Annotated in this window: 18 protein-coding genes; 12 read left to right on the forward strand and 6 right to left on the reverse strand. The window is 39.4% G+C overall.

Annotated elements, in window-relative coordinates; genetic code table 11:
* The first annotated feature begins 7 nt into the window (after positions 1-7).
* The 6 genes from FCR06_RS17035 (at position 8) to FCR06_RS17060 (ending at position 6182) form a co-directional block, all read left to right on the forward strand.
* Positions 8-1441, forward strand: a complete 1434-nt coding sequence (locus FCR06_RS17035; protein WP_223280172.1) for a serine/threonine-protein kinase — start codon at positions 8-10, stop codon at positions 1439-1441.
* A 449-nt stretch (positions 1442-1890) separates the two neighbouring features.
* Complete coding sequence (locus FCR06_RS17040) at positions 1891-3153, forward strand: proton extrusion protein PcxA (RefSeq protein WP_138501740.1); 1263 nt, start codon at positions 1891-1893, stop codon at positions 3151-3153.
* Between the two features lie 539 nt (positions 3154-3692).
* Entirely contained in the window at positions 3693-4169 is a 477-nt protein-coding gene (locus FCR06_RS17045) for a hypothetical protein (protein ID WP_138501742.1), read from the forward strand.
* Between the two features lie 13 nt (positions 4170-4182).
* Entirely contained in the window at positions 4183-5064 is an 882-nt protein-coding gene (locus FCR06_RS17050; protein ID WP_138501744.1) for a polyphosphate kinase 2 family protein, read from the forward strand.
* A 101-nt stretch (positions 5065-5165) separates the two neighbouring features.
* The gene (locus FCR06_RS17055) at positions 5166-5762 is read left to right on the forward strand and encodes a tRNA-(ms[2]io[6]A)-hydroxylase (RefSeq protein WP_138501746.1); all 597 of its coding nucleotides are present in this window, start codon (positions 5166-5168) and stop codon (positions 5760-5762) included.
* Between the two features lie 15 nt (positions 5763-5777).
* Complete coding sequence (locus FCR06_RS17060; protein WP_138501748.1) at positions 5778-6182, forward strand: VOC family protein; 405 nt, start codon at positions 5778-5780, stop codon at positions 6180-6182.
* Here FCR06_RS17060 and FCR06_RS17065 read toward each other — a convergent pair.
* Positions 6179-7057, reverse strand: coding sequence for a phosphate/phosphite/phosphonate ABC transporter substrate-binding protein (locus FCR06_RS17065; RefSeq protein ID WP_138501750.1), 879 nt, complete (start codon positions 7055-7057; stop codon positions 6179-6181). The genes FCR06_RS17060 and FCR06_RS17065 overlap by 4 nt on opposite strands.
* Positions 7058-7238: 181 nt before the next feature.
* Here FCR06_RS17065 and FCR06_RS17070 point away from each other — a divergent pair, with 181 nt between their 5' ends.
* The gene (locus FCR06_RS17070) at positions 7239-8153 is read left to right on the forward strand and encodes a DUF3365 domain-containing protein (protein WP_138501752.1); all 915 of its coding nucleotides are present in this window, start codon (positions 7239-7241) and stop codon (positions 8151-8153) included.
* Positions 8154-8254: 101 nt separating this feature from the next.
* On the opposite strand, the gene FCR06_RS17075 is transcribed toward FCR06_RS17070, so the two are convergent.
* Together FCR06_RS17075 and FCR06_RS17080 are read right to left on the reverse strand one after the other, a co-directional pair.
* The gene (locus tag FCR06_RS17075) at positions 8255-9643 is read right to left on the reverse strand and encodes a serine/threonine-protein kinase (RefSeq protein WP_138501754.1); all 1389 of its coding nucleotides are present in this window, start codon (positions 9641-9643) and stop codon (positions 8255-8257) included.
* Positions 9644-9803: 160 nt separating this feature from the next.
* Positions 9804-10136, reverse strand: coding sequence for a DUF4278 domain-containing protein (locus FCR06_RS17080; RefSeq protein WP_317616827.1), 333 nt, complete (start codon positions 10134-10136; stop codon positions 9804-9806).
* Between the two features lie 310 nt (positions 10137-10446).
* Between FCR06_RS17080 and FCR06_RS17085 the strand changes: the two genes are divergently transcribed.
* Together FCR06_RS17085 and FCR06_RS17090 are read left to right on the forward strand one after the other, a co-directional pair.
* Positions 10447-10701: a hypothetical protein gene (locus FCR06_RS17085; protein ID WP_138501758.1), complete on the forward strand. Its 255-nt coding sequence runs from the start codon at positions 10447-10449 to the stop codon at positions 10699-10701.
* A 3-nt stretch (positions 10702-10704) separates the two neighbouring features.
* On the forward strand, positions 10705-11976 hold the full coding sequence (locus FCR06_RS17090; RefSeq protein WP_138501843.1) for a murein transglycosylase A: 1272 nt from the start codon (positions 10705-10707) through the stop codon (positions 11974-11976).
* Between the two features lie 177 nt (positions 11977-12153).
* On the opposite strand, the gene FCR06_RS17095 is transcribed toward FCR06_RS17090, so the two are convergent.
* On the reverse strand, positions 12154-13023 hold the full coding sequence (locus FCR06_RS17095) for a DUF5895 domain-containing protein (protein ID WP_138501760.1): 870 nt from the start codon (positions 13021-13023) through the stop codon (positions 12154-12156).
* Between the two features lie 420 nt (positions 13024-13443).
* Entirely contained in the window at positions 13444-14148 is a 705-nt protein-coding gene (locus FCR06_RS17100; protein ID WP_138501762.1) for a haloacid dehalogenase type II, read from the reverse strand.
* A gap of 340 nt (positions 14149-14488) precedes the next feature.
* Here FCR06_RS17100 and FCR06_RS17105 point away from each other — a divergent pair, with 340 nt between their 5' ends.
* The 3 genes from FCR06_RS17105 to FCR06_RS17115 all read left to right on the forward strand — a co-directional run bounded on the left by FCR06_RS17105 (position 14489) and on the right by FCR06_RS17115 (position 18422).
* Complete coding sequence (locus FCR06_RS17105; RefSeq protein ID WP_138501845.1) at positions 14489-16243, forward strand: ScyA-related TPP-binding enzyme; 1755 nt, start codon at positions 14489-14491, stop codon at positions 16241-16243.
* Between the two features lie 20 nt (positions 16244-16263).
* Entirely contained in the window at positions 16264-17376 is a 1113-nt protein-coding gene (locus FCR06_RS17110) for a 3-oxoacyl-ACP synthase III family protein (RefSeq protein WP_138501764.1), read from the forward strand.
* A gap of 62 nt (positions 17377-17438) precedes the next feature.
* Positions 17439-18422 (forward strand): SGNH/GDSL hydrolase family protein, encoded by a 984-nt coding sequence (locus FCR06_RS17115; protein WP_189523462.1) that lies wholly within the window; start codon positions 17439-17441, stop codon positions 18420-18422.
* A gap of 59 nt (positions 18423-18481) precedes the next feature.
* On the opposite strand, the gene FCR06_RS17120 is transcribed toward FCR06_RS17115, so the two are convergent.
* A complete protein-coding gene (locus FCR06_RS17120; protein WP_138501766.1) occupies positions 18482-22024 on the reverse strand; it encodes an NB-ARC domain-containing protein in 3543 nt (1180 codons plus the stop codon).
* Positions 22025-22203: the final 179 nt, after the last annotated feature.

A 22203-nucleotide genomic window follows, 5' to 3' on the forward strand; every position in this document is an offset into this window, starting at 1 on the left:
AGAAGGGGTGAATTTAATCCAGGATCAAACCATCGGTGGACGCTACCAAATTCTCACCCAACTAGGACAAGGAGGATTTGGTACGACTTTTTTAGCTCAAGACATGCAAACAGCGGGAAATCCGCAGTGTATTGTTAAGCATTTTAAACCACTCTCCACTGATGCATACACTTTAAAAGAAGCCAAACGTTTGTTTGACCAAGAAGCAATAATTCTGCAAACTTTAGGAAAACATGACCAAATTCCTCAATTATTGGCTTACTTTCAAGAAAATCAAGAATTTTATTTAGTTGAAGAATTTATTCCAGGTCATGACATTAGCCAAGAAATACTTCCTTTAGGCAAGCGATTGAGTGAAGCCGAAACTATTAAACTTTTAAAAGAGATTTTGGAAGTTTTAGCATTTGTTCATCAGTATAATGTGATTCACCTGGATCTCAAGCCTACCAATATTCGACGCAGACAATTAGATAACAAGATTGTACTAGTTGATTTTGGGGCTGTAAAACAAATTACTACGCAAATGATTAATTCTCAAGGGCAAACAAGTTTCACAGTTGCCATTGGTAGTTATGGCTATATACCAAGCGAACAAGCTAATCGCACTCCACAATTGAGCAGCGATATCTATGCAGTCGGAATTATTGGTATCCAAGCTTTGACAGGAATTAATCCTGCTGATTTTAACAGTCAAGAATTACAAACTAACCATAATACAGGAGAAATTGATTGGCGCAATCAAATACAAGTGAGTCAGCAGCTAGGAGAAATTTTAGACACAATGGTGCTGTATGACTTCCGCCAGCGTTACCCGACAGCAACATCAGTATTGCAAGCTTTAGAAATGCTGGATAAAACACCTGATACTGTAATTCAGAAACCTTTGCAAATTGCACCGCGTCAGAAATTTTTCATGAGTGTAGGAATAACCGCAGTAGTTGCTACTATGAGTCTATGGTTATTGCAGTTACAAACTCATACACAATTTTTTTTAACATATCAAGATTCTAGTTATGGAATAAAAATCAAATATCCAGAAAGTTGGAAAATCCAAGAAAATTTAAATTCGATCACTCAAGAATTAGTAATATTTATATTGCCTAAAACTAGTGACGAGAATAACTACCAAGAACTTTTAACTGTATCTGTTGAAAAATTTTATGGAACTTTAAAGGAATCACAAGATTTATTTAGTAATGAAATTAAAGATACTTTATCTGATGCAACTATTATAAATACAAGTGAAACAACTTTAGCAAAAAAACAGGCTAATCAATTAATTTTTATCAGCAAAGATGGAAAAAAGAATTTAAAAAATTTACAAGTTTGGACTTTAAAGGATAATCAAGCATACGTCATTACCTATTCAGCCGGAATAGAGGATTATGAGCGCTTATTACCAACCATAGAAAAAATGATTGAATCATTTGAAATTAATTAATGATTTTGTTAGCAGCAAAAGGGCGATCGCTCTTTCACTGTCTTATTCCTGTACTGCTACCTAAAAGTGCTATCTAGGAAAGTCCAAGAAATAACTTGTCCCGTTTGAAGTTGCTGACTGATGAAAGCCAGTTGCTACCCTACCGGTTTGGCGTTAACGGTACAACTGTTGGAAAATGCACAATGCACTAGCTCCTGTTGACTATTGACTCTAAACAGTAGGATATTTTTATTTGTCAGTCCCCTATGCTTATAATGCCGATACACTTGAGTTGGAAATCCTGGAAACTCACCTTTATAGTGTACCTACTTGTTTATTCAGTGTACAATCAAAATAACAGGTTTATCTTATAAATTTTGAGTAATAATTAAGAATATTTTTCAATAACTATTACTCAAATTTAATCCTTATTTAAGTCTGCTAAATCTTGTCAAATAATCATATATATAATGAAAAATTCATTTGCAACAAGAGTAGAATTACTTTATCAAAAGCTGAAAGAATATTTGCGATCGCCTAACGGTTGGTTTTTCAATACACCAGAAAGGTCACTCCTAGAAGCTTACGAAGCAGCTCAGAGAATCAAAAATATTGAACTTGAACATTTTCATGGCAATAAAATCTCTTCAGCATCAGGAAAATATACTGAAAATATGATGTCTTATTGGCAAGTCTACCTTGATAAAAACTTAACTATTATCAAAATTAGGCTGGCAGAATTCACACTGAGTCGAAAAATTATCGATATATCTAATTCTGTCTTGTTAGACAAATTGAAAGTTATTGATGAAGTTGTAGAGAGGTACGCTATCAAAAATCAACTCATTAATTATCAGCCCTTACAAAMTAGTCACAGCAAAATCAACAAACAATCAGATCCACTTAATATCAAAGATACTAACACTACATCTCCATTTCAAAAAACTGGAGTTTTCCCCGGTTCTATTGGCAGAAGTCTTAATGTAATTAAAGGAGATTTTTCTCCCCATGCAGAAGAAAATTTTACCAGAAATTACCGCTCGTCTAGAAATAGGACAAGAATTGCCCTGAGATTTTTCCTCATTTTAATTATTGTACCAATTGTTACACAGTATTTATCTAAAGAACTTTTAGTAAATCCCATAATAGAACGAATTAGGGGAGAGAATACAACTCAAATTTTTATTAATTCTGACATGGAAAAAGAAGCTCTCCATGAATTACAGAATTTTCAAGCAGCACTTAGATTTGAATCTTTTATAACTCAAGCACCAAAATTATCGTCAGAGGAAGTACAAGAAAAGATAAAAGACAAAGCATTTGAAATTGCTAAAGAATTTCGGATTAAAAGTAATCTTAGTATTAGTAATATTTTTGCTGATTTAATCTCATTAATTGCTTTTGGCTTAGTTATCAGTTTAAGCAAGAAAGAAATTGTAATTGTTAAGTCATTTATAGACAATATTGTCTATGGTCTTAGCGATAGTGCTAAAGCATTTTTAATTATTTTGTTTACAGATATATTTGTAGGATTCCACTCACCGCATGGCTGGGAAATTATTCTAGAAGGATTGGCAGAACATTTAGGTCTACCAGCCAATAACAGTGCAATCTATTTATTTATTGCCACATTTCCCGTGATTTTAGATACTATCTTTAAATACTGGATATTCCGCTATCTCAGCCGCTTATCTCCATCAGCATTAGCTACATTAAAAGAGATGGATGAATAATAATAGAGAATTCAGACTCCGAGTAAAACAGCTTTGATATTCGGATTTTCAATTTAGATTCTGTACCTTACTCACTTAAAAATTTAAAAAATAAATTAATTAGCTTACCACTTTTTCCTGTCCAGTTATTCTGAGTTTTAAATTCTAATCCTGACTTTTAAATTTTAAGAAATTATTTATAAAGTAAAAATAAAATTACTGTAGTAGCGTGTAAGGTGCATATTTTGAGATGATTTGTCACGAAAAAGATAATGAAAGCGCCTAACCCACCATGTAATACCATTTCACTTCAAAATTAATACAAATGGCAAGTAGGGCAGCAGCAGGAAAGGATTAAGTATTTCGTGAAATGGTATAAATAGTGGTGCGTTAGGCTAAAGCCATAACAGACTCTACCAGAAAATTTACTTTATAAATAGTCTTTCAGTTCTCAATTCTTACCATGAATTACAAATTACGAATTACGAATTACGAATTATTTTGACCCTTTGTCCCTGATTCGCTACGCTATGTATATCTTAGTTTTTCTGAGGCGTGCTATGGATTTTGAAAGCAAAGCCAAAGCTCCTATTGCTACAGATAATATAGAGTTTGCTCAACCAACTACTACTCGTAAACCACTAGAATTGCTACGAAACACTGAGGCTTTGCTACGCCACCCAACTGTAGCAACACTAGCACCGATTTTACCACCAAAGCTCAGTAATAGATTGCAAACAACCTCATCTTTGGCAGATGACTCTTTTAAGCAACTGGTAGAAATTGACCTAGACAATATTAATGATTTTGAACTGCGACCTGCACGAATTTGTGCTGGCTTAAGCTTTATTGGATTTGGAGCACTGATGATCCTAGTACTACTGTTGTACTTAAACACTTTGCATCCAGAACTGAATACAGTAGAGCAGATTAGGCAATATTGGTATCAATATGTTTGGTTTGTGAGTTTAGGAATTGCAGGAATGTTTATCTTGGGTCGTGAAGCTATGCGTCCGCTCCCAAAACGGCAAAAATGAGGAGATTTTATAGATGAATTATGATGCTTTTATTGTTCCACCAGGTTCAAAGATTTCTCTGAAAAAAAACTATGACCCAGCTTATAAAACTGATTTTTATCAAAAAACCGATGCTTTAAGTAAATTACAAGCAGATATTCAACGACTAGCAAATTACCAAAATATTCTTTATGCTCAAAACACCTATGCGATATTAATTATTTTTCAGGCAATGGATGCTGCTGGCAAAGATAGTACAATTAAGCATGTGATGTCTGGTGTGAATCCCCAAGGATTTCAGGTGTTTAGTTTTAAAAGCCCAAGTGCAGAAGAATTAGATCATGACTACTTGTGGCGAACAATGAAAGCTTTGCCAGAAAGAGGACGAATTGGTGTATTTAACCGTTCATATTATGAAGAAGTATTAGTGGTTCGTGTCCATCCAGAAATGCTTAAAAAGCAACAACTACCCAAATTTCCTGACGGAAATCAGATTTGGAAGCAACGTTTTCAAGAAATTAACAATACAGAAAAATATTTGGTAGATAATGGTGTAGTTATTCTAAAGTTTTTTCTAAATGTCTCTAAAAAAGAGCAGAAAAAACGCTTTTTACAACGAATTGAGGCTCCAGAAAAAAATTGGAAATTTTCAGATAGCGATGTCAAAGAAAGAGCTTTTTGGGATGATTATATGGAAGCTTATGAAGAAGTTTTCAATAATACTAGTACAAAATGGGCACCCTGGTATATTATCCCTGCTGATCGCAAGTGGCTTACACGTCAGGTAGTTGCGAATATCATCTGCACAAAATTAGAAGAACTGAATTTGAAATACCCCATAGTCAGTGAAGAACACAAGCAACAACTTTTGCAAGCAAAACGCATTTTGGAACAGGAAGATAAGCCATCAAGTTAATTGCAATTGTTCAAAATATAAAAACTGCCGAATTTTGGCGGACATGATATAAACTATTTGCTGGAGTACTCAGCCAAATTGCAATTCTGGAGTTTTGTGATGTGCTTACTCAGTTACCAACTATCAACGCCCTGAAGCAGCCCACGAGTTCTGCTTGGATCGAACAAGCGATCGCCAACTTAGACATCATTTTACTCGACCACTCCCACTGCGAACGTAAAGCCGCAGGCGTGGCCTTGAACTTTATGTTTCGCTACCCTTCTAATACTAAAATGGTGCGGGAGTTAACAGCGATCGCTCGTGAAGAACTAGAACACTTTGAGCTAGTTAACCAATGGTTAGAACGCCGGAACATTCCTCTGGCTCCCCTACCACCACCCCCCTACGGTGCGGGTTTAAAAGCTGCTGTACGCCCTCAAGAACCTCAGCGATTTTTGGATTCTTTACTAGTTACTGGCTTAATTGAAGCTCGCTCTCACGAACGCCTGGGATTATTAGCTGCTTACTGTCCGGATCCAGAATTAGCAAAATTTTATCGTGGTCTGATGGCATCCGAAGCGCGTCACTACGGTATATATTGGGTTTTAGCTGCTACTTACTTCGACAAAGAAATTGTCATCCAACGCCTTGATGAATTAGCAATTGTCGAAAGCGAGTTGCTGGCGACTTTGCATCCAGAACCTAGAATTCACAGTTAGTAGACTAAGGCCACTATGAAGCTTCAGCTAACACACTTGAGACTGCTTGTCTCCAACTACAAAGATTCTTTTCTGTTCTACCGAGATTTGCTAAAATTTGATGTCGATTGGGGGGATGAAAATAGCGGCTATGCTGAGTTGAATAGCGGATATCTCAAGCTTGGTTTGTTCAAAAAAGAATTAATGGACGAAGTAGTCCCAAGGATCGATCAGCCTTCATATGTTGTGAATCGAGATAAGATTGTCTTGATTTTTGCAGTAGATAACGTCGATGAGGTCTACAAGCAAGTAAAAGATAGTAATGCAATTGTTGTCACTCAACCAAAAGACCGCCCAGATTGGGGAATCCGCACAGCTCATTTTCGCGATCCTGATGGTAATTTAATCGAAATCTACAACAACTTGGGAATTATCAATTAAATATTTGCTGGCAGTTTTGAATCAAATAAACGCACAGGTTTAGTTTGCAAATTAGAAGCAATTGAACTGACTCGATCTACCACAGAAATCATATATTTGTAATTCGGTACTTGTCCATTGGGTACATAGCCAACTTCTTGAGCTAAACCCGAAGGCGACTCGCTCATCACTTTGCGAATGAATTCTTGACGATTACGCTCTACATTAGGCCCAATCAAGACCACACCCAGTGGTACATAGTGGGGATCTTTAAAAAGTACGCGGAATTCAATCGGGCTAAACTGTGAACCGTGGAGACTCAATTCAGCCTCCGAAACTGCACAAGCGCTAGCTTTTCCTTGAGCTACCAATTCCAGTGCTGCTTTTGGTGTAGGTGCAAATAAGATTTCAGCTAGTGTTGTACCATAAAGATTGTAAAGAGGAAAATAATATCCTGTGGCCGAACCTAACTGACCTAAAGCTAGGGTTTGACCCTGTAGTTGTTTTAAATCTGTTATTGAGCTGTCCTTGCGAACAACGAAAATTGAACGCAAATCACTAATACCTATTAAAGGAAACAGAGGAACATATTGGTAGCGGGCGATCGCAATAGCCGCCAAACCAGGTGGAGCAAATACCAACGACCAAGCACGAGCCTCAAGGCGCTCAACCGCTCTATTTTCATTAAAAGCAGGCTCTAGTTGAATATATGAATTTGTTTTTTCACCCAAATAACTATTAAATTTAGCATATTGATTAATTATCTGTTCGCCTCCACCATAGTTAAGAACGCCAATAGTTAGCGTACCTTCAAACTTCCGTCCTGATTGACAGCTTGCAAATGTCAAACCTAGTAGATTAAATAGAAAAAAACGACGGGAAAATCGCAAAAACATCACTAATTATGATAAAGAAATAACTCAGATTTGAGAACTAATTTAGAGCGGCTTCATTAGTGCTTAAATAGGTGATATTGCAACAAAAAATTAATATTTATTAATTCATTGATTAGGGGCTTTCTAACAGGTATAAATAGATATTAAACAAGATTAAGATACCACCTTCTTTGGTTAGATTATGTTAAACAACATTACTTTAAAAAACTTAAAAATAGGTGCTAAATTTAACTTACTTTTAATATTAGTTTTCATTGTCAGTATTTTGGGAAGCGGCGTCGCCTTATCTAGTGTACTTCAGGGGAGAGCGCAAAATGAAGTAGCTTCTCAAGCGCAGATTCTCATCGGAATGGTGAATGCAGTTAGAAACTATACACAAAATCGTATAGATCCCTTATTAGAACCTAGACTAGATACTAACCCAAGCTTCATGCCTGAAGTAGTGCCCACTTTTTCATCTAAAGAAGTTTTTGAGAATTTTCGCAAAAAGCCCGAATATAAAAACTTTTTTCATAAAGACGCCACACTGAATCCAACTAATTTAGCAGATAAAGCTGATAATTTTGAAGCTGAACTTGTGAAGCGTTTTCGTAATGAACCCAATACTCTAGAAATTACTGGTTTTCGTGACTTGCCAGAAGGCGAAGTATTTTATATTGCTCAACCATTAAAGATTACACTACGAAAATGTTTGCGGTGTCATTCTACACCAGATCAAGCTCCTAAGAGTCAGTTGGCAACTTATGGCTCGGAAAATGGTTTTGGCTGGCATCTCAATCAAATTGTTTCTGCTCAAATAATTTCTATTCCTTCCGAAGATATTTTTGCCAATGCCAAACGCACTTGGATATTAATCATGATACTTTTGATTGCTATCTTTGGAATTATACTTTTCTTGATTAACTTCTTAATTAAAAAAGCTGTGATTCTACGTATCAAAAGAATAGAAAAAATTGCCCAACAAGTCAGTACTGGTGACATGACCGCTGATTTTGAAGAGATATCTAATGATGAAATTGGTGGTTTGGCAGAAGCATTTAATCGCATGAAAGCTAGTTTAAGAATAGCTTTGGAGCTGCTGAATAATCAAAGCTAAAGAGTTATGGGCATTGTCCAAATCGGAAATCTTTACTGATGAGCAAAGCCGGAGATGCTTTGCCCTCTAGCACATATTTTTAGACTCAACTATTGCCTAATTTAAGAAAGTAAGCGTTGCTGAAATTGCAAAGCTTTTTGAGCTTCGGGAATTTTTGAGGCTAAAATTTTTACCAGTTCTACACGAGAAATTTGTCCAGAAGATTTGACAGCTTTTTGGACTAGAAACTTAGCTATGGGGCCAATTAAATCAGCTAACTCCCGCTCGCATTTTTCTATAAAGCTGTCGGTTATGAGTTCAGGTTCTTGGTTTGATAAATTATTCGAGATAATTGTAGAGCGATCAGATTTAATAGTTAATTCCTGGAGTATAGTAGGTTTCTCTAGTATAAATATTGTTTTCTTGTGAAAATCAATTTGTTGATTTGCTCGCAGATGAAGTGCCAATTGACTAATTAATTCTTCAGGGTTAGACGCAGACGCCGCAACTTGTTGTAGTAATCTTGGGGCAACAGGACCGACAAATTCCAAAAGAATTTTTTCTAAGCGATTATAATTTTCTGGAGAGAGGATAGAAGTAGGCAAATATCCAATTGAATTTTGGCGAGGAAGTGAAGCTTGAGGGGGTTGTGTAAAAGATGATGGTTGAGGTTGTTGGGCTTCTACTCTCGTATTGAGATGTTCAAGCACCCTTAGAATTTCAGCCGCAGACTGATAGCGCTGTTTAAAATGGTGTAGCACCATCTTAGATAGCACAGATGCCAACTCAGAACTGACGTTAGCCTGATGCTGCCAAGAAATTTCTCCTGTATCTGCATCTTCCTCAAAGTTTACCGGATGTAAACCTGTAAGTGCTTGGATACAAATAATGCCCAAGGAATAAATATCGCTGTTGGGGCGGGGTTTACCTTGCCCCTGTTCTGTAGACATGTATCCTGGGGTGCCAATAATAATACTAGCTCCGGTTTGCCCTGCAACTGTAAGCAGTTGAGTTTGGATTTGTTTGACGGCACCAAAATCAATCAGTACTAACTTACCATCTCGTTGCCGCCTGATTATATTGTCTGGCTTGATATCTCGATGAATAACGTTGTGGCTGTGAATAAATTGCAGAATACCCAATATTTGTTGGAGGAGTTGAATCACTTGCTCTTGTGTCCAACGTTGATTGGGAGGCAGTTCTACTTTGAGAGTATGTCCTTCAATAAACTCTTGTACCAAGAAAAACTCTTGGTTCTCTTCAAAATAAGCTAAAAGCCGAGGAATTTGGTCATGGTTTCCCAATTGTTCTAGCGTTTCTGCCTCACTACTAAATAGCCGTCTAGCAGTTTCGAGAAATTCGGGGCTGCGAGTGACGGGCTTGAGGTGTTTGACAACGCATTTCGGGAAACCTGGACGGTGGGTGTCTTGGGCGATGTAGGTTTGACCGAACCCTCCTCCACCTAAAACTTGAAGGACTTGGTAACGTCCGTCTAATAACTGTCCTAACATTGTCTTACTTGCCTAAGTCCTCAAATTAATCTTGGCACAACTACCAGCTTTGGCAAGGTCTGTTGAGAAAGAAACTAGGTAGTGCTAAAATTACAAGGTTTTTTGAGGATTGTACTACAAGTTAATCACTCCCTAAACTCCAGATCGGCTTGCCGCTATATTATTGTTGAAGGTTTAATTCCTGAAAAATTGGCACACTGCTAATTTTTGCAGTAGTTGCTTGTTGAGAAGCTATGGTAACTTTTCCTTGTCCAGTTTTATTTAGAAAATAGGTGATTCCCCTAAAGCTTAGTTGATAAGCTTCTAATGCTAGAGGAACTTGTGCTGATTTGGAATTAGGAGCGACGCAATAACTAACGCCACGGTACATTAAATTATAAGCTGACCCAATTTGAGGAACTGGTTGAAACGGCTGTTGTGTTTTTTTGCTACCAACTTGGCTTGGGTCGTATTCATAGGTCAGACCACGATAGTAAAGTTTTATAATTTTTATCTCTTAAATTAGGTGTTGTTCAACAATGATAATTAGTTATCACACCTTAATTGAAGAGTTATGCAAGACTTACACTTTTTAAGGAACTGGTTAAAGGATTAGCCGTCTAAGGTGGAGAGTTATTGGTTATTTGTCATTAGTCATTGGGTATGGGAGTGGTGTTAGCTTTTTTTGTGCGCGCTTAGACCGTGGTGAGTTAGGAGTTATTATTGTCTTCCTGCCCCTACCCCACCTCCCGTATGCTTACCCTTTTCATTCTGGGGTAACTTGGTTAACAATGGGTTGAATGTTTTTTAAAAAATTCAATCTTATGCCTAGAACTCCAAATGAATACGCCGTATACCTCCTACTGGAAACTGGTCATCGGGAAGAAGTACGTTTTCCTACTATTCAAGAGTTTCAGAAGTGGTATAGTGGCGAACTTGTGCCCAAGTCTGCTTCTACTGATTTTATTAGCGTCCCGATCAAGAATATTCAGGGAGAGTATATGGTAGTACGCCCTTCTCGAATCGTGGCAATTCGGGTAGAACCCGTTTTTAGTTCCAGCGTTGAAAGATTCAACTAAATGATGAGAAAAACCCTTGCTTTGCTTTCCTTGAGTCTGGGAATTGCTTTTGTAAATCCTCTTTTGTCGGTTGTTGCTCAGGTTCCTAATTTATTACCCTTGCCAATACCGACTACTCCGGAGCTCCCGTCTCTACCAGTACCAATTACTGTACCAATTACTCCTCAGGTAACGCCGCCGTTAAAACCAATCGCCATTGGAACCGATTGTACGCTGCGGCAGAGTTGCTTGGGTTGGGATGACCAAATTTGGGGTCAAAGCGGTAAGATAGGCGATCGCCAAGCTCTATTGGCTTCTATTGACAATAGTTTGCGTTACTTAGCAAAGGATGATGCGATCGCAGTATATCAAAATTATCCTGTCAAGGAAATCACGCTTGATCGCGTTCGTCAGAGTTTATTACGTTTTCGCCAACTGGTTGTCAGTTCTAATTCACCAACAGAATTACGAGCAGCTGTCCAACGGGAGTTTGTTTTTTACCAGTCTGTGGGCAACGATGGTAAAGGTACTGTTAAATTCACAGCTTATTATGAACCTGTTTACACCGCCAGCCGTGTCAGGACTGCAATATATAAATATCCTCTTTATCGGCTACCACCTAATTTCAGCCAATGGGCGAAACCCCACCCAAAACGAATTGCTTTGGAAGGGAAGGATGGTTTACTAGGAAGTAAAAGTCGGTTGCATGGTTTAGAACTGCTTTGGTTTCGCGATCGCCTCGACGCATACATGGTACACATCCAAGGTTCTGCCCAAATTAAATTAACTAATGGCGAAACAACGTCTGTTGGCTATGCAGGTGGAACCGATTACCCTTGGACTAGTATCGGCAAAGAACTAGCCAAAGATGGCAAACTGCCTTTGCAAGGATTGACAATGCCACGTATGATTGCTTATTTCCGGCAAAAACCACAAGAGTTGAATAATTATCTGCCGCGCTGGCAACGATTTATTTTCTTCCAAGAAACAGGTGGTACTGGAGCTACAGGCAGTATTCATGTACCAGTAACCGCAGAGCGTTCCATTGCCACAGATAAGTCTCTCATGCCTCCGGGAGCGCTAGCCCTAATTTACAATTCATTTCCCTATCCTGCCAGTGGTGGTAAACTCCAGAAGCGTACCGTCAGCCGCTTTGTCCTTGACCAGGATACAGGAAGCGCCATCAAAGGTCCGGGACGAGTAGATTATTTCATGGGATCTGGGAAACTAGCAGGCGATCGCGCTGGCATCACAGGCGGTAATGGTTCACTATACTATTTATTGCTCAAAGAGTAGATATTGGGCATAAGGCAAACAGGGAGTGTGGGAGGAAAAGGAGGAGTGGGAGGATGAGGGGGTGTGGGAGGATGGGGAAGATGGGGAAGAAATCTTTCCCCCCACACTCCCCCCACTCCCTCATCTCCCCACACCCCCCACACCTATCTCTTCATCTCCCATCTTTCCACTCCTCATCTAATACGGCGGATAAGCAAAATCATCTTCATCAGCATAGACGTAAGAACTAGAAACTCCTGCCATTGCCATTTTTGGTGTTTCTGATTTTACAGGTTCCTTACCGAAATCTTTATATTCTTCAAAAGTTTTGCAGATAATTGCAGATTCAGCACAATCGGAAGGAATTAAATATTGTGTTAAGGTTCCTACCGTGGGATGTTTGTAGTCTACAGTTGAAGCTACCAGAACTGTATTTGGTTCAATGCCTCTTTCTTCACACTCAATTATCGGGGAAAAAATTCCGTGAGCGTGGAACAAAGGGCCTTTTGCACTCAAGGGTTGCTTGCGATAAACAGCATAAGCCTTTTCTAGTTCAGCAACGAATCCACTAACCACTTTCCCTTGTTGTAATTCGGAGTAAGTTTTGCTGAAACTCGCTCCAGCAGCACCATTAAGTGTTAATTGTAGTGGTGATTCATGTAAAAACTTTTTATTCTCTCCGACTATAAAAATTAGATAGCGAGTAAAGGTTTTAAATTTAAGTTTGTCTGCTAAAAAAGCATCATAATTATCTTTGAGCGTACCCAGTTTTAGACCGGTTTCCCGGTCTTTGACAGACAATGGTCCGCGACGCACTATAACTAAGCGGGGAGTAGTGCTAATAAAGACCGTTTCGACTCCAGAGCTAAATTCATGCTCTACCTGCTGCCAATTATCATCTGGCACAAAACCGACAGCATTAGCATTATCCAGCTTAATCGCCAAACCGTAAGATTGTATACCATCTGTGCCATACCGAGGATTAATCATCTGACACCAAGGGATGACTTGAGAAGGCGGTGCATTAAATTTCTCGTCTTCAAAGTCGAAATTAGCAGATGCTTTCATCGTTTTAGGCTATCAAGTGTTTTCTTAAACAAGTTTATCGGCAGTGAGTCTATCTTGGGGAGCCAATTTCTGTACTCAGCCAAAACTTTGAAACAACTGCGTTGTGGTGAGCGATCGCTATGGGGTAGTCAAACTGCCATAGTAGTTTTTCCAGAGTAAGCCAGAATCAATCTATGTTGCAATCCCTGTTTAGTTTTTTAACAACATCTTCTCATTGAAATCGTTTCAGCGACTCAAGAGACTTCCTTTCTCAAAAATATCCCAGTGTTCATAGTTAACAGTCAACAGGAGCCAGTGCGTTGGTGAGACAGCGCCGTGGGCGGGTTTCCCGACTTGTTCGCGTAGCGTCTCCGATAGAAGAAGCAACTAGCGTTCATTAGTCAGCAACTTTAAACAGGATAATTTATTTGTTAAAGTTCCTCAAAACTGTTTTGCTGAAATCAAAGCAGCGAGGGTCTTCAAATCAGGCACTTCTAAATCAGGTTGACTGACTGCTGATACAGTAGCACCAACTCCTTGTTGACCTGCTCGACGGTTCACCCAAACTGTTGATAGTCCTAGAGATTTCGCTGCCACTATATCGTGATAAACACTGGCGGCAACGTGTAATATCTCTTCTATCGGTAAATTAATTCTCTCAATAGCAAGTCTAAAATTGTTTAAGGAAGGTTTGTAGCTTTTAGCCTGTTCTGCTGTGATTATTTGCTCGAATTTTACCTCTAAGCGCTTTGCTGAGAAAGCAAAGAGATCGTCATCTACATTTGATATAATCGCTAGTCTAAAATTTTGCTTGAGGGTTCTCAGTGCCTCAACAGTATCAGGAAAAGGTAACCAGTACGCAATCGAATCAGCAAGTGAATTGAGTTCCTTAGCAGTTGGCTCAAAGCCTATTCGCTCACCAAATTTCTGGACTACTCTCCTCAAAACTTCTCGATATTTAATGTATTCTCCTTGTTCGAGTTCTGCTTCAAATTTGGCAAAAAGTTCTAGAATTTTATTGTCATTTAAATCACTATTGTGCGCCAGTAGCAGTGGCTTTAGTGCTTCTAAGATGCCGTTTTCCCAATCGATTAGGGTTCCATAACAATCGAAGGTTAAAACCTTGTACTGATCGAAGTTAATCATATTTTTATACTCTATAGGTAGATTAATTGTCTTCAGTTTTTACGAACCGAAAAACGGGTGAATCTATTTGCTGTTGGCTACATCTGCTGCTGTTAGAGTCTCGTGACCATTTCTTCTATATCAAAGCAGAGTTTAAGTAGGTAGACAATTAAATAGCAACCTATGTAAAACCAACTAAGCAAATGGGTACAAGAAAACTCAACTATGTAAATAAAAATAAAGTATACTAAAACCTTTTTAGCTATTGGCTTGTACCCGCTCTAGACAATAAATATTTAGTTAAGTCTAAGTATGTGGGATAATGCTACATAACACAGGAATTCTTCCTAAAGTAGTTTGTATGGATGCTAAATTTGAGGATATAAAAGTCAATCCTAGTAAAAAATTAAACTTAACTGAACAGCAATTTGATAGCAAATCATCCAGAGCTTTTTCGGTAGCAGAGGCAGTAGTGAAAATTCTGGAAGAGATGGGAGTGCAGTATGCCTTTGGTGTTTCAGGAGGTGCGATCGCCCCAGTGTGGGCTGCATTACATCAAAGTTCCATTCAGGTGTTGCACTTTCGCCACGAAGCCGGAGCAGCTTTTGCGGCGACTGAGGCTTACTTTGCTAGCGATCGCCCTGTTGTAGTATTCACTACAACAGGACCGGGGATCATCAACGTTTTAACAGGGCTGTTGGCTGCCCGTTGGGAGGGAGCTAAGGTAATTTTCGTGTCAGCTTCGACCTCTTCACCACAACGTGGTCGGTGGGCTTGTCAAGAAACTAGCAACTACACTATGCCTAGTGCAGGTATTTTTACTTCGGGGACAATATTCCATTATGCAACAACCCTCGAATCCAGCGATGAACTTCCAGAGGTTGCTCGCAGGATTGCTATCGGTCTAGGACAACCAGGAGGATTTGTAGCTCATATCAGTATTCCCACAAACATCCAGACAAGTTCAGTAAAAACATCTTTGCCACGAGTAACTTTGTCTCAGGCTACAGCAACAGCAAGTGAGGAGACAATAGCCGAATGTGTCCACTTACTCTCTAAGGGACCGTTTGCAATCTGGGTGGGCTTTGGGGCACGGGGTGCTGCAAAAGAGATTTGCCAGCTTGCCGAGAGAACGGGGGCTGCTGTGATGTGCTCACCACGGGCCAAAGGTATTTTTCCTGAAGATCATCCTCAGTTTGTAGGTGTTACGGGCTTTGGTGGGCATGAGTCGGTTTTTAGGTACATGAGGGAGCAACGTCCAAGGCACATACTGGTTTTGGGAACACGCCTTGGTGAATTTACCTCCTTGTGGAATCCTGTGATGACACCCTGGCAAGGCTTGCTGCATGTTGACATTGATCCCCAGGTACCGGGAACAGCATATCCATCCACCGAGACTTTCGCTATCCAGTCCGACGTGGAAATCTTTATGAAGAACCTGCTGAAGAACTTTCCAGAAAGTACTGGCGCAAGAACAATAATGCTGCCTCAATTTAAATGCGATCTCATCAAGCCACAGGTGAACGGTCTAGTTCGACCAGAACTGCTCATGAATCTAATTCAACAAGTGATTGTTGATGGAAGCGATGCATTAGTAATGGCAGAGTCGGGTAACTCATTTGCTTGGGTAATTCACCTGCTACGATTTAACACACAAAACCGTTACCGGATTAGCAACGGATTTGGTTCTATGGGGCATTTTGTCACAGGTGTAGTAGGTGCTGCTTTGGCACGGAATGGCAAGGCTGTTGCCATTGTCGGAGATGGTGCCATGCTGATGAACAGCGAGGTAAACACGGCAGTAAAATATCAAGTTCCTGCTGTCTGGATTATACTCAATGATGGGCGTTATAACATCTGCGAACAGGGAATAGCGTATCTAGGATTCAAGAATGTAGATGCAACGATTCCACAAGCAGATTTTGTCAAGATTGCTCAGGGGATGGGAGCAGAAGGTATTCGGGTTGAAAGGGAAGCTGACGTTCAAGTAGCACTAGAAAAAGCGATCGCGGCGAAAGGCCCATTTGTGGTTGATGTAATTATAGATCCCACCCAAATAGCACCGGCTCAAAGTCGTAATCTAAGTCTGATTTTACAGGGCGCTACCAACTATTAAAATAAGAGATAATTTTTTATATGGTGCATTTCCCAGTAGGTATTCGTTCACTTGCACTAAGTTTTCCAACTATTAGACGTACTAATAACTATTATGTAGAAAAGTATCCAGATATAATAGCTGAGGCTGAACAAAAAGGACTGGCAAGGCTGTTTTCGATGACTGAAACAACTCCGAATAATGAGTTTGATATGGAGATGCTGCCTTATCTTTCAGATCCCTTCCGTGGTACTATTGAGCGCTGGCTGCTTAGTCATGAAGAGTCCTCTTTAACCTTGGAGTATCGCGCGGCAACAGATACCCTGAATGCAGCTAAACTTTCTGTTAATGATATTGATTTGATGATTGTCACCTCAGTTTGGCCTGAACAAGTTGGATTTGGCAATGCCGCTTTTCTTGCCCGTAAACTCGGTCTTGTGGGTGCTGCATGGAATCTTGATGGAACGTGTGGGAGTACGCCAGCTGTACTTCAAACCGCCAGTGCTTTAGTGCGAGCAGGAGAGTATCGCAATGTACTCGTAGTTATTTCGTGTTCGTACTCTCGCGTTTGTGACGAGCAAGATACTGTGTCTTGGTTTCTTGGTGATGGTGCTGGAGCTTTTATAGTCAGTTCACTTGAAGGAAATCAGGGTATTCTTGGCACTAAGACAGTTCATACAGGTGCGCTGTGTGAAGTAGTATCTACTGGAGTAATAAAGGATGAACAAGGAAATTCCCGAGTTCGCATACAGACGGGTAAGGGTGCAAAGGCTCTACGCGAAACTGCTGCGGAGTTTCTTTCTATATGTTGTGAGGGTGCGATCGCATCTGCTGGTGTAACGTTGCAGCAAATCGACTTTTTTCTTTTCAATACCCCTACTGCTTGGATGACACAGTTCTGCACGCGGCTACTGGGTATTAACCCAGAGCGCACAATCAATCTCTACCCTCTATATGCAAATATAGGACCAGTACTGACTGTGGCAAATCTGTACCATGCTGCACATTTGGGTAAGATTCACGAAAATGACTTAGTTCTCATTTATGGTTCTGGTGCAGCAGGTGTTGCCTCTGCAAGTGTAATGCGCTGGGGTAATGTGGCGTTAGCCCCTCACCCTCTTGAAAGTTCTAAATTAGATAAAAAAGCTTTGTAGAAAGGAGCAAGATTTTTCTCAGAGCATCTTTCCAAGGTTGAAATTAGATTAAGAAATTAACTGTGCAAAGAAAAATTATAACAACAGGATTTTTGCTGTTATTTTTGATGTTTCCACTCAAAGTATTAGCAAAGGATTATGACAATATTTACGTCTTTGGAGACAGTTTTTCTGATACTGGTAATGTATTTAATGCCACTAACGGCATTATTCCTCCAAATCCAACCTACTATAATGGGCGTTTTTCTAATGGTCCAAATTGGGTTGATTATCTTGCCTTTAATCTAGGATTAACATTAAATTTGAAAAATAACTTTGCTTTTGGTGGTGCGACTACAGGAACTGAGAATATTGGTTTAGCGACTTTACCAGGATTGTGGCAACAGATAAATAACTTTGTAGCAGCAAATAAAACTCCCGATCCTAATGCTTTATATATTATTTGGGCTGGTACTAATGACTATCTAAGTTACTTTTTCGATGGTGAGCCAAATCCTAGCAATACAGTGGCAAACCTATCAACAGCGTTGACATCACTTGTTGCTGATGGCGCTAGAAATATCATGGTGGTTAACTTACCGGATTTGGGAAAGTTACCTTTTGCAAATTTCACTAGTCAACGTTCTAACTTATTCAATACATTCAGCAGTGAACATAACTCTAGCTTGAATACAGAACTCCAAGTTTTGAGCCAACAATTAGGTCCTGATATCAACATTATAGAACTGAATGTTAATTCCCTATTTGATAGGATCATTGCAGCTCCAGGGGAATTCGGTTTTACAAACGTTACTAACTCCTGTATTAGCAAAGACTTATCAGTAGTGCGTATAGATGTTCCCACACAACAAGTTTTCTGTGACCCTGAAGAATTTTTGTTTTGGGACGAAGTGCATCCGACAACTACTGCTCATAAGCTAATTGGAGAATTAGCATTCTCAGCACTTAAGTCAGTAGCAGTACCGGAACCATCTGTTGAATTAGGAATGCTAGCATACAGCATTTTAGGTGCAGTTTCGCTATTGAAACGCAAAAGAACTTACTAAATTAGCGCTTGATCGCCAGCCAGCTTAACTCTGTATTATCAGTTAATATTAAGCCTCATTTAAGACTCAACTGCTCCTAGAGCTTTTAAAGTATCCTTCTGAGACTCAGTTAAGCCACTTATACTAGTGATATTCGTTCCCTCGTAAGGATTTTTACTTTTCAAAGTTTTCAAACATTTACCTGTTTGTACATCCCAAATCTTAATTGTCTCATCTTCACTACAACTGACCACAGTCTGACCATCAGAACTAAAAGTAACTGACCAAACCCATCTAGTATGTCCCAATAAAGTTCTTAAACAGCTACCTGTGTTAACATCCCAAAGCTTAACTGTTTGGTCACCACTGCCACTGGCCAGTATGCGACCATCAGAACTGAAAGCAACTGAATATACAGTATTTATATGGTCTTGCAAAGTTGTAAGACAGTGACCAGTGCAGATATCCCAGAGTTTAATCATTTGGTCTCCGCTACCGCTAGCTAGCATACTACCATCTGAACTAAAGCCAACTGCCCAAACCCATTCGGTATGACCTTGTAAAGTATGAAGACATCTGCCAGTGCGAATATTCCAGAGTTTCACTGTTCCGTCATGACTACCACTAGCTAATACATGACTGTCAGGACTGAAGGTAACTGACCATGTTCTACCACTATGTTCTCGTAAAATATTGAGGCATTGACCAGTGATGACATCCCATATTCTTATTGTTTGGTCATCGCTACCACTTGCCAAAAAATAGCTGTCGGCACTAAAAGTAACTGATGTAACTCGATTACTATGTCCTTTCAATATTTTAAGACATTTACTAGTACTTAGATCCCATATTCTTATTGTTTGGTCTTCGCTGCCACTTGCAAGCAAGTGAAAATCAGGACTAAACACAACTGATGTAACTCTCCTACCATGTCCCTGTAAAGTTTTGAGACACTTACCAGTCATAGCATCCCACAGTGTCACTGTTTGGTCGTTACTACCACTGGCAAGGAAATTATCGTTTGGGCTAACAGCAACTGACCATATTCCATTGTTGTAACCCTGGAAGGTCTTAATGCATCGACCAGTGCTGATATTCCATAACTTTACCGTTTGGTCATCACTGCTACTAGCACAAATATTTTGATTTATACATATTGCTAATGACCATACCCTACTTTTATGTCCTTGTAGAGTTTTAAGGCATTGACCACTCACAAAATCCCATACCCTAACTGTTTGGTCTTCACCACAACTAACAAGAGCGCTACCATCTACACTAAAGGTAACTGAATGTACCAAGTCTGTATGCCCCTGCAAAGTCTTAATACATTTACCAGTATTTATGTCCCAAAGTTTAACTGTTTGGTCATGGCTGGCGCTAGCTAGTGTATTACCGTCAGGGCTGAAAGTGACTGAGTATACCCACTGAGTATGACCCTCTAAAGTGTGAATACGTGAACTGCTGTTAATATCCCACAGCCTTACCTTATAGTCATCATTTCCACTTGCCAACAGATCACCTTTTGGATTAAAGGCAACAGACCATACACTACAACCTTCTTCCTGTAACGTTTTGAGACATTTGCCTGTACTGATATTCCACAACTTCACTGTTTGGTCGTCACTACCACTAGCAATGACCTGACCGTTGTGACTAAAAGTGACTGAACGAACCCCACCACTATGACCCTCCAAAGTTTTGAAACACTGACCATTACTGATATCCCACAGTTTTATTGTTTGGTCATTGCTACCACTGGCAATAGCCTGACCGTTGGGACTAAAAGTAACTGACCAAACCCAACCAGTATGCCCCTTACAAGTCATAAGTTGCTGACTATTGGCAACTTCGTACAAGCGAATTTCTCCATTGGTATCACCAGTAGCTAAAAGTTTACCATTCGGGCTAAAGGCTACCGAAAAAATACCACCAAAGGTTTCAATAAAAACACACTTAGCTAGATGGGCGTGAGCAAAATTTGCATTATGCAATTTGACATTTTGCAAGTCGGCTTGCCAAATAGTTAGATAAGAAAAATCATAACCGCCCAGATCTGTTTCTAAATGACAAAGCAGGTTAAAGACATTGCCTGCTGTATAACTTTGTTCTAGAGGAGATATTTCTCGTAAAGTTGCTAAAATTTGAGCTAAGTGATTTTCTAGAATTTTTTTACTTCTAAAGACAGTAAGCAGACCATCTAAAACTGGTTTGATAATAAGGCGAATTTGAGTATCTTTAACATAATCTTTACCGATTGCCTTCATTAGAGCATGACGCCTGAATAAATCAATATTCTCAGCGATCATCTCTTGAGAAACTTGTTCTACCAAGCTGGTGGTGACATACTCCATGACCACAGGCTGGAGCGTAAAAAGCGATGCAGTTTTTTCGATGAGTGTAGGCGTAGCCTTCTCGATTAGCGATCGCCTTCCCAAAGATTCCACAGCCTCTAGTAATTTTGCCTGTGGTACTGGCGATATAATATCATCTCGCAATTCTTTTAGTGTTATTGGCTCCCGATTAATCGCTAGCCAATACATTATGTCTTTTTCTAAATCTGACAAGCGCTCAAACTGCTGCTCTAAAACATCACGAATATCACCAAAAACAACGGTGTTCTGTTGCAAAAATTCACTCACATCCCCATCAAAAATATCTTGAATGGTCGTGGCAACTATCTTCAAAGCTAATGGATTGCCTACGTAGCGTTCAATCATTAGTTTCAATTCATCTTCTCTGGCAGATAGCCCTTTAAGTTTTAAGATTTCTTGCCCTTCTACTACTTTTAAACCACCTAGTGGTAAAGAACGAACAGGTAGCGTTTCTCCTTCCAGCAATGCTATTTCTTTCGGTTTTTCCCGACTAGTTATCAGTAAGCAGCTTTGGTGAGTTGCTTCTCCTACCCGCCTTAAAAGCTCACCATATTCTTCATATCCTTCTCGATAAACTCCGGCACGGCTACCACTACGGAGAATTGATTCTGCATTATCAAGTATCAGTAGACAACGATTATTTTGTAAATAATCAAGTAGGCGCGATACCCGATCGCTAAAACTTTCTGATAAGTTAGCTTCGGTTTGTTGTTCGTCAGAGAGAAATTGAATTAAGTTACCGAGAATAATTTTAACAGGTGGAGCTTCTCGTAGCGATCGCCAGATAACATACTCAAAGTTCTCCTGAATCTGTTGAGCAAACTTTACAGACAGCGCTGTTTTACCAATACCTCCAATTCCCAATACTGTCACTAATCGGCACTGTTCATCAAGAATCCATTGTTCTAACGTCTTAAGTTCTTCCGTACGTCCATAAAAAACTGACGTAAAAATAGCTTCTCCCCAATCTAGACGATTTTTTGAGCTTGAATAGTCACTTTTATCTATTTTTAAGGAAAAAGCTGAGAACAGTTTTTCAATAGTCTGTTTGTCAACCCCTCCTTCGCGATTCAATACTTTTGATATCGTAGCGGAATATAATCCAGAGCGTGCGCTCATTTCTTCAAGAGTGTACCTGTTTCCAAAATTTTCCTTTGCTTCTGAGTGATACTTTGCTTCCTTAATTTTTTGCAAACCCTTGATAGTAAGTGCAACGCCACGCTTGCGTCTCCAATTCTGTAAAGTCATGTATTAACTCACTGTTTACGTAATCGCCTGTGACTAAAAAGAATTATCTAGCAGGTTGCTGTAGATATGAAGTGATACTTATAACAAAGAAATAATCTGATATTACAGAGGATTGAAAACAAGTGTATGACCGAAATGGTCACTAATCAAAGCTAGATTTAGTAATCCACTCGTTTTGA

Source organism: Nostoc sp. PA-18-2419 (assembly GCF_005869855.1).
Classification (GTDB): domain Bacteria; phylum Cyanobacteriota; class Cyanobacteriia; order Cyanobacteriales; family Nostocaceae; genus Nostoc.

Bases quoted from the DNA above. Each gene is read 5' to 3' on its own strand.
- FCR06_RS17045 (WP_138501742.1), top strand. From the start codon at position 3,693: ATGGATTTTGAAAGCAAAGCCAAAGCTCCTATTGCTACAGATAATATA.
- FCR06_RS17050 (WP_138501744.1), top strand. From the start codon at position 4,183: ATGAATTATGATGCTTTTATTGTTCCACCAGGTTCAAAGATTTCTCTG.
- FCR06_RS17060 (WP_138501748.1), top strand. From the start codon at position 5,778: ATGAAGCTTCAGCTAACACACTTGAGACTGCTTGTCTCCAACTACAAA.
- FCR06_RS17065 (WP_138501750.1), bottom strand. From the start codon at position 7,057: ATGTTTTTGCGATTTTCCCGTCGTTTTTTTCTATTTAATCTACTAGGT.
- FCR06_RS17070 (WP_138501752.1), top strand. From the start codon at position 7,239: ATGTTAAACAACATTACTTTAAAAAACTTAAAAATAGGTGCTAAATTT.
- FCR06_RS17075 (WP_138501754.1), bottom strand. From the start codon at position 9,643: ATGTTAGGACAGTTATTAGACGGACGTTACCAAGTCCTTCAAGTTTTA.
- FCR06_RS17085 (WP_138501758.1), top strand. From the start codon at position 10,447: ATGCCTAGAACTCCAAATGAATACGCCGTATACCTCCTACTGGAAACT.
- FCR06_RS17090 (WP_138501843.1), top strand. From the start codon at position 10,705: ATGAGAAAAACCCTTGCTTTGCTTTCCTTGAGTCTGGGAATTGCTTTT.
- FCR06_RS17095 (WP_138501760.1), bottom strand. From the start codon at position 13,023: ATGAAAGCATCTGCTAATTTCGACTTTGAAGACGAGAAATTTAATGCA.
- FCR06_RS17100 (WP_138501762.1), bottom strand. From the start codon at position 14,148: ATGATTAACTTCGATCAGTACAAGGTTTTAACCTTCGATTGTTATGGA.
- FCR06_RS17105 (WP_138501845.1), top strand. From the start codon at position 14,489: ATGGATGCTAAATTTGAGGATATAAAAGTCAATCCTAGTAAAAAATTA.
- FCR06_RS17110 (WP_138501764.1), top strand. From the start codon at position 16,264: ATGGTGCATTTCCCAGTAGGTATTCGTTCACTTGCACTAAGTTTTCCA.
- FCR06_RS17120 (WP_138501766.1), bottom strand. From the start codon at position 22,024: ATGACTTTACAGAATTGGAGACGCAAGCGTGGCGTTGCACTTACTATC.